The following is a 14,307-nucleotide window of genomic DNA, read 5'->3' on the forward strand; positions in this document are numbered from 1 at the left end:
CGGGGTCTAAGTCACGCGCGCTTCCCTCCTTCTCTGGTCGCTCCGCTCCCGCCGTCGTCAGTCCAGCTCGCGTGGACCCCTTCGCCGTGACACTGGCTCGCTTCGCTCGCTGGCTTCGGGGTCTGAGACGGAACTGCGCAGTGCCGGGACGCGCTGCGCAGTGCGGGAGCGCGTTGCGTAGTTGGGCGGTGTAATCGGTTCGTTCCCAACGAGTGTTAACACTGCACACACCCGTAGTAGCAGGACACCGATTCGTCGGACGGATCCGCAAACTCTGTGTTAGCTTCCCTGAAATCTGCCGCAGCTGGCGGCGGCTTCCTCCGAGGAGTGCCGTATGTCCCGTCGATGGATTGCTATTGCCGGATTGGCTGCGGCGCTGATGGTTCCGGGTTGTTCCGCCGACGAGAAGACGGGCTCACCCGTGGCGGAGTCGAGCAAGACCTCGTCCGCCGCGTCGACGTCATCGGAGGACGAGTCGGCTTCGGACGACGAAGCAGTGACGCCGCTCGACCTGAATGGGTGCGTCGAAGTGACCGACGCCAACCTCGACCTCTTCGTTGCCACTACCAAGGAAGACGCGCAGAAGGCGGCGGATGTGCTCGAGAGCTACGATCCGCCTGCCTCGGCCAAGGCTGCGATCGACCACTTCGTCGAAACCGGTGGCATTCAGTTCGACGACCCGGATTACGACAAGTACAACGACGCCATGGAGAAGTGGATCGATCAGCTCTGCCCGTCCTGAGACAGGTAACCATCCGTGGCGTCGAGAAACCAGCCGTCCACCATTCCTGCCGGCCGACCCGGTTCGATGTAGAACTCCGTCCCGAATGCGCCCGCGAACATCTCGGGCGGCATCGCCATGAACATTCCTATATCGGTGACCTGGCTGGCATGGGCTTGCATTGCCGCGCGTCGGTGACCGATGTAGGGAGACACGTCCACCTGCCAGTGAATGTCGGATTCGGGTGTGCCCATTGGGTTTCCGTCGTCCATCGGCCCATCGGGATCGAATTCGGATTCGGTACCCGATGCCTTCGCAAGGTCGCGCCACATCCGCATCCGGTCGCGGTTGGACGTCGCCTCTAGCACCCGTGGCTTCCGCGCGGCGAGCTCGGCTGCTCGATGGGCGACGTGATGCACCTTGATGTGGTCCGGGTGGCCGTAACCGCCGTGCCAGTCGTAGCCGATCAGAATGTCGGCGTCTTCCTCGTCGAGAATGAGGACCAGTCGTTTGGCAGCTTCGTCGAGATCGACCTGCAGGAAGGACTCGGGCGCGGTGTTCTCCACCCAACCGGTCATGCCCGAATCGACGTAGTCGAGCCAGGCGACACGGTGTGTTCCCGTTGCGGCTGCGGACGCGTCGGCTTCCTTGCGGCGGCGATCTACGAGGGACTCCCCGGGTGCAAGATCGTCCGGGACTTCGCCGTGATCACCGTTGGTGGCGTAGACGACGACCACACGATGACCTTCCTCGGCCGCACGAGCCATCGATCCGGACGTCAGCGAGCTTTCGTCGTCGGGGTGGGCGTGGAGAAAAACCAGAGTCGACACTCGGTCATCTTGCCTGATGGCGGCATTGACGCAGTGCAAAAGCGGTGTCGGTTACGCTCAGCCTGCTCGTTCATCGGAGGGGTGACGACGAAATGCTTGGGGGAATCTTTTGAAGCGGTCAATCAACTTTTTGGCGTGCGCGTCCATATGCTGCGCTGTGGTTATCGTCGTATCCGGCTGCGGGTCAACGGCCGCGCAGGATTCCGGCAAGCCTGCTTCCCCGCGTGACGAGTTGCTCCTGAGTGAGTCGGAGTTCCCGGCGGGCAGCAAAATGCAGCCGATCACCACAGAGCAACTCGAAGATGGAGCCAGCGAGTTCGCCGAGATTCTCGAGCGCGCCGTGACTACGCCGCCGGAGTGTGCGACCGGACAGTTGGGCCTCGCTGCCACGATGAAAGGCTTCTACGAAGATGCCTCGGTTGCTGCGGCTCTCACGGATTCGACGATTTACACGACAACAGTGGCCGATCGCGAGTTCGATCTCGGGAGCCAGTCCGACGCGACTAGCGATAAGTGCGCAGACACCACTCAAAAGTTCGATATCGGTGGCACTGCCGTTGCCGGTGTGACTCGCAACGAGAAGATCGACCTTCCATCCGATCTTCAGGGCGACAACGTGGTTGCGATCCGCAGCAAGACCACGATCACTTTCGGTTCGGACTCACCGCGTGACGAAGTCAGATACCAAGGGTTCGCCGTAGTCCGAGGAATGTCCGTTGGTGTGAGTGTTGCTGACCTCGACGGCGGTTCGCCTGACACCGCTGAATTCGTCGATTTCTTCGCCGCAGCAGTGCGTAAGGTCGAGAACGCGAAATAGCTGGTTCGACGTCAGCTGACAATTACTACCCGGAGGATTTCGATGCGCTCGTTTACTACGAGAACTGTTGTCGGTCTGGCCGCAGGAATGCTCCTACTCACCGGCTGCGGTGGGTCGTCGGAGTCCGATTCGGATAACCCCAGCACACCTCGGGAAGAAATGCTGCTGAGCGAAGCGGAGTTCCCAGAGGGAAGCAAGGTGCAGCCGATCACGGCGGCGGATCTGCAGGCCAAGTCCGACGAGCAGGCGAAGCTCCTCGAGACCGCCGAGATCGATCCGGCCGAGTGTATGTCCAGCGAGAAGGATGTTGCGGGTGCAACGAAGGACCTGTTGAACGAGGCGTCAGTGATCGCCGCGTTCGCCGAGTCGACGCTGTATTTCGAAGCAATCATCGACCGTGAACAGGATCTCTCCAAGCTGGCTGCTGCCACGACCGATCCGTGCGCGGAAACCACCCAAAAATTTGTGACCGAGGGTAAGTCGGTCGTCGTCGTCAACAGCAACAAGAAGCTCGAGCTACCCGACGATCTGCAGGGTGACAACGTGCTCGCATACGGCAGTTCGACGAAAACGTCGATCGGAGAGGGCGAGCCGATCGAGGGAGGCTCGTACCAAGGCTTTGCGAACGTCCGCGGCGTCACGGTGCTGGTGAACGCCGTGAACATCAGCGAGGGGACGCCGGATGCACAGGCGTTCATCGACCTGTTCGCGGCTGCGGTTCGCAAGGTCGAGGACGCGAAGTAGTCGCCCGACTACCTCAGAGAAACGCGTGCCCCTCGCCGCGGTAGGTGGGGACCTCGTCGACGATCGCTTCGCCGGAAATGAGGTGAACGCTGTCGAAGCGCTCGAACAGTTCGCCGGCCTTGGCATGCCGCATCCATACTTTGTCGCCGATCTTCAGTCGGTCGGCAGCCTCGCCGAGTAGCGGCGTCTGAGCTTCGCCTGCGCCTTCTCGTGCGTCTAGTCGCAGGCCCGAAGGGTATTCCGGCTGCGGCAAACGATCGGGTCCTGTTGCGCCGGACGCAACATATCCGCCACCGAGAGCGGTGACGACACCTTTGCCTGGACGACGCACGATCGGAAGTGCGTAGAACGCGGCAGGGGTTGGATGGAATCCGGCGTAGGTGTCGAAGAGGCGCGGCGCATAAAGCCCCGAACCGGCTGCGACCTCGGTGACGCCGGGTTCGGCCGATGACGTTTCCAGGCTTCCCGTTCCGCCCGCATTTACAAACTCCAGCGGCGTCAACGCGCGGATGCGTTCGACGGTTTCGGTTCTGCGAGAGACCAATTCGCGCGCAGACAGATGTTGCATGCCTCGAATCAGCAGATTGGTGAGCGGCGCGCCTGCGACGTTGTTGCCGACCCCGGCGATCTGACCTTCGTAGCCCATCAGTCCGACGAGGCGCAGACCCGGCCGACGCAGAACTTCCTCGGCAAGGCCGACCACGTCGGCAGGAGTGTGTAGCGGTGACCGGCGAGGCCCGAGTTTGATCCGCCCGCCGAGCAGCCACAGGCCCGCGTCGAGTTCGAGGCACACCCGCACGGGCTCCGCGGCGTTGGCGCCGGCTGCTTCGATGAGGTCGAGATGCTCGACGCTGTCGACCATGACCGTGATCCGACCGCCCGCGCCGACCAACGACGCGAGTGCAGCCCGATCTGTGGACGGGTACGCGACGACGATGTCCTCGAAACCCTCCTTCGCCAACCACAGCGCTTCGGGGAGCGTCAATGCGAGGACGCCCTGAAATTCGGGTGAGCTGTCCAACGCGCGCTGTACCAGCGCGCGCACCCGTATCGACTTGCTCGCTACGCGGATGGGAGTGCCACCTGCGCGGCGAACGAGGTCGGCAGCGTTGGTGTCGAAGGCATCGAGGTCGACGACGGCAAAAGGTCCGTCGAGGTCTGCGCACGCGCGTTCCAGCCGGTCGTATTGGGTGCTCGAGGCCGTGATCGCGCGGGTCATGGTTCCAGTGTCAGTGGTATCGGTCTGGGAGTGAAACAGGCATGTCGAACCAATTCACAACGGTGCGTTGTAGAAGGGACCCGGCGGCGAAGGCGTCGGGGATCAGATCATGTCCTTCTTGGTCAGCCACCGCATCGTCGGCCAGCCGCAGAAGACCGGTAGCCAGCAGGTGAGCACCCGGTAGAGCAGCACCGACGGCACCGCAATCGTGGCAGGAAGTCCGAAAGCTGCGAGTCCACCGATCAGTGCGGCCTCGACAGCGCCGACCCCGCCTGGTGTCGGTGCTGCCGACGCGAGAGTGCCGCCGATCATGGTTACGACTGTGACGGTCACGAACGTCGTGCCGCCACCGAACGCCTCGATGCTCGCCCACAGCACCAGCGCGGCACCGAGAGTCTTTGCGCCGCAACCGAGAAAGATCACGGCGAAACGCTTGGGGTCGCGGACCAATTCGACCAATTCGCCGAAAACCTCCTTGACCTGTGGGCGTACCGAATAGCGAAGCCATCGACGAAGTTTGGGGACGAACATAAACGTCCCAACCACCCCAAGGGCGGCGCCGCAGATCAGAAAGATCACGGTCGGGTCGGGAACGAAATGCCCGAGGTCCGCCGATGTCCCGGCCGCGATGCTGAAGAAGATCAGCAGTCCGACATGGGTGATTACCTGAACCGACTGTTGCAGTGCCACAGCGGCAGTCGCGCGAACAGTGCCAAGTCCGCCCTTCTGCAGGAAGCGAACGCTCAGTGCGAGTCCGCCCACGCCTGCGGGGGTCGTGGTGGCCGCAAAGGTGTTGGCCACCTGCATGATCACGAGATTCCGGTACTTGACCAACCCGGACGCGCAGGCCCAGAGCGCGGCCGCAGCACCGAGGTACGTCATTGCCGAGACTCCGAGGCCGAGGAGCGCCCACAGCCAGTTGGCCGTTTTGAGCTGGCTGAAGAACGTCGGAACCGAACTTATGAACGGGTACGCGACGTAGACAAGTCCGATCAGCAGTACCAACTGGATGATCTGATTGCGGCTGAACCGGGTGACCTGTTCGGTCTTGATTTCGTCGGTGCCGGTCTGTACGACGACCTCGTCGCGTAGTGCGGTCAGCGCAGCACCGGCCTCTTGTACCGAGTTTCGAATACGAGATGGCATGGCGGCTTTGGTCAGCCGCCGTGACGCTGTCAGAACAGCTTTCGAGCCGAATATGTCGATCGCTGTTCGCACAGCGCGCTCGGCGCCACACAATGCTGACGTCGATAGCAGCAGTTGCGCGATGTCGGACTGCAGTTGTGCTTGCGACGCACCGAGTTCGGATACTTCGAAACCTCCGAAAAGTACTGTGTCGTCTTCGATCCTAAGGTTGGAGAGTTGTAGGTCACCGTGTGCGATCTGGTTGGCATGCAGCACGGCAAGCGAACGCCAGATGTTGTCGCTAAGCTCGTCGTCCGAGTCGGCCGTGATCGCTCTTCCCTGTAAAGGGCTCTGCGCGTACAGCTCCCAGCCACGTCCGAGCGTGGCAATGGCAACAGGCTTGCTACTTGCAAGTCCGAGATCGCCGATCGCGATCCCCATCAAAGCCCTGTGCTCGACCGCCCTGTGCAGCGACGTGTGTATGGGTGCGCTTTCGCTTTTGCGAAAAGTCAGCCAGCGCCAGAACTGTCGCAGTGCGCCGCCGCTGCGCTGATTCTGTCCGTAGAGGTCGACGATCAGATTGTCGTGTGGCACCTCCCGTGCGGCCGACAACACGAGCGGACCAGGTCCGGCCGGCCTCAACACTGTGAATCCGGTTACGACATAACCACGTTGGGCGAGCAGGCGAACCGCCTGCGCGAGAGGGACCTCCAAAGCGGGTGTCCCGACGACCAGAACGATCATCGCGCCGACGAACCAACCGACCGACAGTCCGAGCATCGACCTGGCAGGAACAACGGTGCTGACCACGAGGTGGATCGGTACGAACGCAAACAGCAGTACCCACCACCAGCGTCGCCACCGCGCGGGCAGCCACGGACTCGACACCGTGAGCACGGCGGCGAGCATGCCGATCCACCGTGAGTCGTCGAGGAACTGGCCGAGGAAGGTATCGAGTCGCTCGGGAACGCCGAGATGCACGTCGGGGAGGGACAATCCGGAGTCTGTGATCGAAAGAGCAAGTCCCGCCACGATTGCGGCAGTCGCGTAGCCGGCGAGCAGTTTCCACTGCCTGCTCGCGATCAGGCCGATGAGGATCGCGAACGGCAGGGCGAGGATTGCGATGCCGTAGCAGATGTAGACCAGATTGGACTGATCCGGTGTGAGCACTCCGACGATGTTCGATACCGACGTCTCGAGCGCATCCCACTGATTGCGTGTGATCAGCGAACCCGCGACGACGGTGACGAGGAACAGGCCCGACAGTGCTACGCGAACGATATCGCTCGTCCGCCGGATCAATGGTTGCAGCAGGCTCCCTGCAACCGTGATCTCCCGCCCATCGACTCGCATGTCGGTCAACCTATCGCGGGTAACCCGGCAATCAGCCGAGGTCGTCGATTCAGCCTCTCTTCGTCGTCGCCGAGCGAACTTTGCGCAGCCGTGCCATTGTTGAGCACGCACAATAGCTGTACCTGATCCCTGATTGCACGGGCAATTACATATAGAACGGTCGGGTTATGTCGGGAGGGTGAGAATGGCGGATCAAAACTGGGTCGGGCTTTCCGACGCGCTCGAAGTGCTGAAACGGCAGTTGATCGAGTCGGAAGCGAAGAATCGGGACGAGCAGGTCTCCTTCTCCTACGGCAAATTGGAAGTCGAGTTGGCTCTCCAGCTACGCGGTAGCGACTCCGCCCCCGACGGTCTGGAGTTCGGTCTCACGACAGTGAACGACGACGCAACTGTCGCGACCGCGCCGATCCATCGAATTTCGCTACAACTGCAGCTTCGGGACAACGGATTGCCATTGAAAGGCGCACGACACCGCCGCGCGTGACGCAGCGTGTGTGATGGGCGCCGAAATGGACTCTCACCCGGCCTTTTCGAGCTCGGTCCGGTTACGCTAGGGCGCCCTCGTACTTCGATCAGGAGCGTCGCAGTGTCCTACCCCCAGAACCCAGATCCCAACAAGCCGCCCCAGTACGGGCAGCAGCCGAATTACGGCCAGCAGCCACCGCAGTACGGACAACCTCAGTACGGTCAGCCGCAGCAGCCTCAGTACGGTCAGCAGCCCCCGCAGTACGGACAACCGCAGTACGGGCAACCGCAGTACGGACAACCGCAGTACGCCGGTGCCTTCGGTGCTCCTGGGGGCCAGTACCCGGGCGCAGGCAACTAAGCATCATGGGGATCACGCGTCCTCGCCTACATCCTCGATGCGCTGGTTTCCCTGCCCGGCACGATCATCATGATCATCGGCTACGTCGTGCTCTTCTCGAGCGCCGAGACCTCGACCGACAGCTACGGCTACACCACCGTCGACGACGTCGATTCAGGCGGCGCTGGACTCGGCATCGGACTGATCTTCCTCGGAGCCGTCGTCGGCCTGGCGATTGCGGTGTGGAACCTCGGCTTCCGCCAAGGCAAGACCGGCCAGTCCCTCGGCAAGAAGTGGCTGAACATCAAGGTCGTCAACGAGGCAAGCGGCCAGCCGCTCGGCGTCGGCGGCGCGATCCTTCGTTGGATCCTGCTCGCCGTTCTCGGCGGCCTGTGCTTCCTCGACTTCCTGTGGCCACTGTGGGATCAGAAGAAGCAGACCTGGCACGACATGATCATCAAGTCGGTCGTTCTCAAGACTCAGTAGGCTTGACGTATCGATCACAGCGAAAGCTCGAACTCCATGACGTCCCGTACCCCGAACCATGCCGTTGCGCACTCGAGCGTCGGCAGGCCTGCCCGATCGCGAGCGTTGTTCACACCCGCGATCGTGGCAGGCGTCGGGGTCGGTGCTGTGGCGTTGCTCCATTTTCGCGATCCGCATGTGCAGAACTCGTACGGGATCTGCCCGTTCCACTACCTGACCGGATTGTGGTGTCCCGGATGTGGCGGGATGCGTGCCGTCAACGACCTGACCAACGGTGATCTGCTCGGATCGTTGTCCAGCAATGTGATCGCTTTGCCGCTGCTTGTGGTGCTCGTCGGTGCCTGGGTGCTGTGGGTGCGCCGAAGGTTGCGAGGCGACTCGGGTCGAATGATCGTGCTGCACAAGCCCGCAACGATCGCGGTGATTGTTTTCCTGATCGTCTTCACCGTTTTTCGAAATACGCCGTGGGGCCATTGGCTCGCACCGGCCTGACGAGACGAGTACCCATGCTTCTCGAAATCGTGTCGATCATCGTCCTCGTCGGCGCGCTTGTCGCACTGATACCGGTTGCCCGGCAGGTCTTTCGGAAGGGTGACGACGAATGACCGATTCGCTCAAAGAACGGTTGCGAGCAAAGCTGCGCCGCCAGATAGCCGAGGACGGTGGCGATGCAGCCGACATTGCCGAAGGCGACGACCCCCGATTGATCGTGTTGGAGAACGATCTCGCTGTCCTCGACGAGGTCGCCGACGACGACCCCATCATCGAAGAACTGGCAGCCAAGTATTGGGTGCCGTAACTCGCTTACCTGGGTGGCAGTTCCGGCAGCACCTTCTCGCCGAGCCACTGGTCCCACAGCGGATGCAGCGGGATGTGGGTGAAATGTGCTGCCAGATCTGTGAATTCGTCTGTGCTGATCCAGGAGTGGCGATGCCGAGTGGTCCAGGTGCGGAGCAGTTCGAAGAAACGTTCGTCGCGTAGTTCAAGGCGCAACGCGTGCAACGTCAAGGCGCCCCGCTTGTACACGCGGTCGTCGAACATCAATTCCGGACCCGGATCGCCGATCGTGATGTCCTGGGGCAGCCGAGAAAGGTTGTGCCGCGCTGCCTTTGCCAACTGCTCGGCTGTCGGTCCGCCGGATTCCTCCGACCACAGCCACTCGGCGTACGTCGCGAAACCCTCGTGGAGCCAGATGTCTTTCCACGCCTTGATCGTCAAGCTGTTGCCGAACCATTGGTGGGCGAGTTCGTGCGCGACCAACCGCTCGGCGCCGCGCCTGCCGTCGCAGTGGTTGGAGCCGAAGATCGAGATGCCCTGTGCTTCGATCGGGATCTCGAGTTTGTCGTCGGTGACGACCACGGTGTAGCCGCTGAACGGATACGGACCGAACATCCGCTCGAAGGCAGACATCATCAACGGTTGACGACCGAAATCGTGGTCGAAGGCGTTTCTGAGGTTCGTCGGAATGACGGCGTTCATCGGCACTGGCTTCTGCCCGACCCGGCGGCGTTCGTAGCGTCCGATCTGAATCGTCGCGAGGTAACTTGCCATGGGTTCGGTCTGCTCGTACACCCACGTCGTCTGGCTGGCCTTGGTCTGCTTGCGCAGCAGCGTGCCGTTCGCCAACGCGTAGAACGGCGAATCGGTCGTGATCGAAATCCGGTAGCTCGCTTTGGAACTCGGGTGATCGTCGCAGGGGAACCAGGAAGCCGCGCCGTTCGGCTGACTTGCCACGATCGCGCCTTCGGTGAGTTCCTCCCAACCGACCGTGCCCCACAGCCCGCGGATCGGCTTCGGGGTTCCGCCGTAGTGCACGACGATCGACAACACACCGCCTGCCGGAATTCGATCCTGCGGCGTGACGATCAGCTTGCCGCGCTGATGCTGGTGCTTGGCCCCTTTGCCGCCGTTGACGAAGACCTTCGACACCGAAAGGCTCTGGGACAGATCGAGTGTGAACTTCGTCCTGACGTCGGTGGTGACAGCCGTGATCGAGGCCTTGCCCATAAGTCTGTTGCTCGCGACTCTGTAGTGCAGTTCGAGCTCGTATCGAGAAACCCGGAAACCGCGGTTCCCGTTCTGTGGGATATAGGGGTCGATCGGCTCTTCGTAGAACTTCGTCATCGACCATCACCCCGTTCGGTCGGTTCGGTTGCAGGCGAATCATTCCATGGTGCAATCGGATTGCCCTGCCAGCGGGTAGAGGGTGGCACCGTGTCGCCGCGCATGACGAGTGACGCCGGACCGACGGTTGCGCCGTCGCCGATACCAGCGGCAGGCAGAGCGACGCAGTGCGGACCGAGGGTCGCGCCCGCGCCGATCGTCACCGTGTCCATAGCCATGATCCGATCATGAAAGAGGTGAGTCTGCACGACACACCCCCGCTCGACAGTTGCGCCGTCACCGAGCGTCACGAGATCAGCCTCAGGGAGCCAATAGGTTTCGCACCACACGCCGCGTCCGATCTTCGCGCCGAGTGCGCGAAGCCACACATTGAGAACCGGAGTACCCGTTGCAGCGCGGGCAAACCATGGTGCTGCGACCGTCTCGACAAACGCGTCCGACACCTCGTTGCGCCAGACGAAAGAACTCCACAGTGGATGCTCGACGTTGGAGATTCTGCCGACCACGAGCCATTTCGCGATCACGGCACAGGTTCCCGCTATCGCTCCCGCGACGAGTAGCACGACGCCGCTGACCAGGGCGGCAACCCAGTAATCGGCGGCTGCGGCGATCGCGGCAAGGGAGAACAGCACACCGAGTCCGATCCCGAACGTGACGACCATCGGGATCAGACGGCACGTCTCCACGGCCGCACGCGCAAGTTTGAGTTTGCGCGGCGGGTCGAAGGTGCGTTCGGAATCGTCCGCCTCGTTGGTTGCGCGGCGCAGTCGAACAGGAGGACTACCCAGCCACGACGACCCAGCTTTCGCCTTCGACGGCGCTGCGGACAGCACTGCGACGAGGCCGTTCTTCGGAACTCTTCGCCCCGGCGCGGTCATGCCGGAGTTGCCGAGGAATGCGCGCTTGCCGACCTTCGCTTCCGCGATGTGCAGCCAGCCGCCGCCGAGTTCGTAGCTTGCGATCATCGTGTCGTCGGCGAGGAAAGCGCCGTCGGCAACGGTCGTGAATTTCGGCAGGAGCAGGACGGTCGACGCTTCGACGCCGTCGCCGATGTTCGCGCCGAGCAAACGCAGCCAGCCGGGGGTCAGCAGGCTCGCGTACAGGGGAAACAGGAAGGTCCGCGCGGAGTCCATCAGTCGTTCGGTCGCCCAGACCTGCCAGCCGACGCGGCTGCGAACCGGATAGTGGCCCTCGGTCAGCCCGATGCCGAGCAGTCGGACCGCGATCAACGTCGTGAGCGCGAACACGACCATGCTCAGAATGGTCGCGAGGGGAAGCATGACGAACGATTGCGCGGCTGCCGACGCGAGCGTGTCCGCGTCCGAGATCCACCAGCCGATGAGAGCGACACCCGCTGCCAGACCGAAGATCGGCATGCCCGCAAGAGCGAACGACGTGATCGCAAAAACGATGACCCAATGTGGTGCGCGAGGTGGGGTCTGATCGGGCCACGCGTGCCCTGCCTTGCCGACCTTCACCGCGGGCGAGCCGGCCCATTCCTGTTCGGCCTTTACCTTGCCGATGACGGCCGACCCCGCAGCGACCTCGGCGTTGCGGCCGATCCTGGTACCGGGGAGCAGAGTCGATCGCGCACCGACCACCGCGCCGGGACCGATGCTGACGGAACCGATGTGGACGACATCGCCGTCGATCCAGTGTCCCGAGAGGTCCACTTCGGGTTCGACCGAGCAACCGTCGCCGAGTTCGAGCATGCCCGTCACCGGCGGCAAGGTGTGCAGGTCGACCCCGCGTCCGATCTTCGCGCCGAGTGCGCGGGCATAGGGGACCATCCAGGGTGCGCCCGAGAGGTTCTCGGCACCGCTCGCCTCAGACAACCGCTGGGTGATCCACAGTCGCAGGTGCACGCTGCCACCGCGTGGGTAGGTACCCGGCTGCACGTTTCGGAGCAGTAGCCGTGCACCGACGACGCAGATGGCCATCCGCCCGATCGGGGTTATGAAGAGCACGAAGCCGAGCGTGACCCACCACCACGAAAGGGTCGGAAGTACCGGGTTGATGTGGGAAAACACGTTGGCCACGATGGCGAGCCAGGTGACCCACTGCAGCCCGGTGAGTGTGGTGAGCGGGACCGTGCAAGCGACCTGCAGCAGTTGCGAGCGCCGCGGCGTCGGTCGCACGGTTCGTGGTTCCGTCGCGACGGTCGGTGCGAACTCGTCGAGCATGTCGGCAAGGGATCCGAGCCGAGGATGATCGTAGAGTTCGGCGACCGTCACCTTGGGGAAGCGCTCTCGCAGGGCTGTGACGAGTTGCGCCGCTGCCAGCGATCCGCCACCGACGTCGAAGAAGTCGTCGTCCGGGCCGGTGATGTCGGCGCCGAGGATCGAGTACCAGAGTCCGGCGACCCATTCCGACGTTCCGGTCAGTCCATGGTCGGCTGCATCGGGACCCGAACCTGGGATCGGCCACGGCAGCGCTGCGCGATCCACCTTGCCGGAGGTGCGGGTCGGTAGCTCGTCGAGCAACGCAAGACGAGGCACGAGAGCAGCAGGCAGTTGCACGGCGAGACGCTCGCGCGCCGCCTTCATGTCGAAGTCACCGTCGGCGCTGGCGACGTAGCCGACCAGAATCTGGTGCCCCGCACCGGTCGTGCGGACGGCGGCCGCGCCACCCGCGACGCCGGGCAGGTTCTGTAGAGCGGCGTCGACCTCGCCGAGTTCGATACGGCGTCCGCCCAGCTTGACCTGGTCGTCGGCACGGCCCTGGAACATCAATCCAGTCTGTTCCAGACGGACCAGATCGCCACTGCGATAGGCGCGTTGCCAGCCCAAAGTTGGCATGGGAGCATACTTTTCGGCGTCCTTCTCGGCGTCGAGGTACCTGGCGAGACCGACGCCGCCGATGACAAGTTCACCGATCTCGCCGTCGGCGACCGGGTGGTCGTACTTGTCGACGACGGCGAGATCCCACCCGTCGAGCGGCAGACCGATGCTGACGGGCTCACCGGCAACGCACTTCGCGGCGCACGCGACGACGGTGGCCTCGGTGGGTCCGTAGGTGTTCCACACTTCACGACCGTCCACGGCAAGACGTTCGACAAGATCCGGTGGGCATGCTTCACCGCCGAAGATCAACAGCCGCACCGCTTCCAGTGCCTCGGCCGGCCACAGGGCGGCGAGCGTCGGCACCGTGGACACGATGCTGACATCGTGCGAAACGAGCCATGGTCCGAGGTCGACGCCGCTTCGGACGAGCGCGCGCGGCGCCGGAACCAGGCAGGCTCCGTAGCGCCACGCCAACCACATTTCTTCACAGGACGCGTCGAATGCGACGGAGAGTCCCGCCAGCACCCGATCGCCGGGGCCGATCGGCGCCTCCTGCAGGAACAGCCGGGCCTCGGCGTCGACGAATGCTGCAGCGTTGCGATGGCTGACAGCAACACCTTTGGGTGTGCCCGTCGATCCCGATGTGAAGATGACCCAGGCGTCGTCGTCCGGCGTCGGACGTCGTTTCGTTCTGTTCGGGTCGCTCTCGCGCTGTGTCAACTCCTCGGGCGAGAGCTTCGACTCGATTCCGTGTTCGGTGATGATCGCCGTCACTTCGGCTTCGCCGAACACCAACTCAGCCCGCTCTTCGGGGTCGTCGGCGTCGACGGGGACGTAGGCGGCACCGACCGAGAGGATCGACAGGATCGCGGCGTAGAGGGAATAGGACCCCGAGGGCATCCTGACGCCGACCCGGTCGCCCGCCCGAACGCCTGCGCTGTCGAGCCAATGCGCGCCCTCGTCGATCGCTTCGAGCAATTCGGAGTAGGAGAGACTCACTGAACCGTCGTCGATGGCGGGCGCGTCGGGGAATTCGGCAGCGGTGGCGGTCACGACGTCGACGAGGGTGCGCTCGTCCGCAGCGAGGGAGGAGCGCAGGTACGCACTCGGCACCTGTGCCAGGAGTGCAGCATCCTGCGGCTCTTGCTGCTGCGTCGGGTCAGCGTCGCGAGACTGGAGAGACAACCGGCCTACCTTCGTATCGAGCGAACCCGCGTATCGGGTCCACGCGCAGACTCGTTATCCCACGGTTGTCTTTCCAACAGGTGAACGGCGCGCGTTCTCGACACGGTGTCGAATG

Annotated in this window: 12 protein-coding genes and 1 pseudogene; 8 read left to right on the forward strand and 5 right to left on the reverse strand. The window is 63.2% G+C overall.

All coding sequences use genetic code 11. The features are described 5' to 3' along the window. Positions 1–334 precede the first annotated feature (334 nt). Complete coding sequence (locus tag JGU71_RS14810) at positions 335–742, forward strand: hypothetical protein (protein WP_199704899.1); 408 nt, start codon at positions 335–337, stop codon at positions 740–742. Here JGU71_RS14810 and JGU71_RS14815 read toward each other — a convergent pair. Next, the gene (locus JGU71_RS14815) at positions 724–1,551 is read right to left on the reverse strand and encodes a PIG-L deacetylase family protein (RefSeq protein ID WP_199704900.1); all 828 of its coding nucleotides are present in this window, start codon (positions 1,549–1,551) and stop codon (positions 724–726) included. The genes JGU71_RS14810 and JGU71_RS14815 overlap by 19 nt on opposite strands. A gap of 157 nt (positions 1,552–1,708) precedes the next feature. On the opposite strand from JGU71_RS14815, the gene JGU71_RS14820 reads away from it, so the two are divergent. Both JGU71_RS14820 and JGU71_RS14825 read left to right on the forward strand, forming a co-directional pair. After that, a complete protein-coding gene (locus JGU71_RS14820; RefSeq protein ID WP_199704901.1) occupies positions 1,709–2,368 on the forward strand; it encodes a hypothetical protein in 660 nt (219 codons plus the stop codon). Positions 2,369–2,410: 42 nt separating this feature from the next. Continuing rightward, positions 2,411–3,112 carry a hypothetical protein gene (locus JGU71_RS14825; protein ID WP_199704902.1) on the forward strand — a complete coding sequence of 234 codons (702 nt, stop codon included), beginning with the start codon at positions 2,411–2,413 and terminating at the stop codon, positions 3,110–3,112. Between the two features lie 13 nt (positions 3,113–3,125). Here the strand turns inward: JGU71_RS14825 and JGU71_RS14830 are convergent, their stop codons facing one another. Together JGU71_RS14830 and JGU71_RS14835 are read right to left on the reverse strand one after the other, a co-directional pair. Further along, entirely contained in the window at positions 3,126–4,331 is a 1,206-nt protein-coding gene (locus JGU71_RS14830; protein ID WP_199704903.1) for an amino acid deaminase/aldolase, read from the reverse strand. Positions 4,332–4,433: 102 nt separating this feature from the next. After that, the gene (locus JGU71_RS14835; protein ID WP_199704904.1) at positions 4,434–6,809 is read right to left on the reverse strand and encodes a lysylphosphatidylglycerol synthase transmembrane domain-containing protein; all 2,376 of its coding nucleotides are present in this window, start codon (positions 6,807–6,809) and stop codon (positions 4,434–4,436) included. Positions 6,810–6,993: 184 nt separating this feature from the next. Here JGU71_RS14835 and JGU71_RS14840 point away from each other — a divergent pair, with 184 nt between their 5' ends. The 5 genes and pseudogenes from JGU71_RS14840 (at position 6,994) to JGU71_RS14860 (ending at position 8,899) form a co-directional block, all read left to right on the forward strand. Beyond that, positions 6,994–7,293: a trypco2 family protein gene (locus JGU71_RS14840; protein ID WP_199704905.1), complete on the forward strand. Its 300-nt coding sequence runs from the start codon at positions 6,994–6,996 to the stop codon at positions 7,291–7,293. Between the two features lie 102 nt (positions 7,294–7,395). Beyond that, positions 7,396–7,635 (forward strand): hypothetical protein, encoded by a 240-nt coding sequence (locus JGU71_RS14845; protein ID WP_199704906.1) that lies wholly within the window; start codon positions 7,396–7,398, stop codon positions 7,633–7,635. Positions 7,636–7,647: 12 nt separating this feature from the next. Continuing rightward, positions 7,648–8,100, forward strand: a pseudogene (locus JGU71_RS14850) (RDD family protein); the annotation flags it as partial. Between the two features lie 36 nt (positions 8,101–8,136). Further along, positions 8,137–8,592 carry a DUF2752 domain-containing protein gene (locus tag JGU71_RS14855; RefSeq protein WP_199704907.1) on the forward strand — a complete coding sequence of 152 codons (456 nt, stop codon included), beginning with the start codon at positions 8,137–8,139 and terminating at the stop codon, positions 8,590–8,592. Between the two features lie 109 nt (positions 8,593–8,701). Next, positions 8,702–8,899 carry a hypothetical protein gene (locus JGU71_RS14860; RefSeq protein WP_199704908.1) on the forward strand — a complete coding sequence of 66 codons (198 nt, stop codon included), beginning with the start codon at positions 8,702–8,704 and terminating at the stop codon, positions 8,897–8,899. Between the two features lie 5 nt (positions 8,900–8,904). On the opposite strand, the gene JGU71_RS14865 is transcribed toward JGU71_RS14860, so the two are convergent. Next, positions 8,905–10,224 carry a M1 family metallopeptidase gene (locus JGU71_RS14865; RefSeq protein WP_199704909.1) on the reverse strand — a complete coding sequence of 440 codons (1,320 nt, stop codon included), beginning with the start codon at positions 10,222–10,224 and terminating at the stop codon, positions 8,905–8,907. Further along, entirely contained in the window at positions 10,221–14,192 is a 3,972-nt protein-coding gene (locus JGU71_RS14870; protein WP_199704910.1) for a Pls/PosA family non-ribosomal peptide synthetase, read from the reverse strand. The genes JGU71_RS14865 and JGU71_RS14870 overlap by 4 nt, the downstream gene beginning before the upstream one ends. Between the last annotated feature and the right edge of the window lie 115 nt (positions 14,193–14,307).

It is taken from the genome of Antrihabitans stalagmiti (genome assembly GCF_016482825.1).
GTDB classification, from domain to species: domain Bacteria; phylum Actinomycetota; class Actinomycetes; order Mycobacteriales; family Mycobacteriaceae; genus Antrihabitans; species Antrihabitans stalagmiti.

What these genes read in the sequence shown, in the direction of transcription:
- JGU71_RS14810 (WP_199704899.1), top strand. Translation starts at nt 335, where the DNA reads ATGTCCCGTCGATGGATTGCTATTGCCGGATTGGCTGCGGCGCTGATG.
- JGU71_RS14825 (WP_199704902.1), top strand. Translation starts at nt 2,411, where the DNA reads ATGCGCTCGTTTACTACGAGAACTGTTGTCGGTCTGGCCGCAGGAATG.
- JGU71_RS14830 (WP_199704903.1), bottom strand. Translation starts at nt 4,331, where the DNA reads ATGACCCGCGCGATCACGGCCTCGAGCACCCAATACGACCGGCTGGAA.
- JGU71_RS14835 (WP_199704904.1), bottom strand. Translation starts at nt 6,809, where the DNA reads ATGCGAGTCGATGGGCGGGAGATCACGGTTGCAGGGAGCCTGCTGCAA.
- JGU71_RS14840 (WP_199704905.1), top strand. Translation starts at nt 6,994, where the DNA reads ATGGCGGATCAAAACTGGGTCGGGCTTTCCGACGCGCTCGAAGTGCTG.
- JGU71_RS14855 (WP_199704907.1), top strand. Translation starts at nt 8,137, where the DNA reads ATGACGTCCCGTACCCCGAACCATGCCGTTGCGCACTCGAGCGTCGGC.
- JGU71_RS14860 (WP_199704908.1), top strand. Translation starts at nt 8,702, where the DNA reads ATGACCGATTCGCTCAAAGAACGGTTGCGAGCAAAGCTGCGCCGCCAG.
- JGU71_RS14865 (WP_199704909.1), bottom strand. Translation starts at nt 10,224, where the DNA reads ATGACGAAGTTCTACGAAGAGCCGATCGACCCCTATATCCCACAGAAC.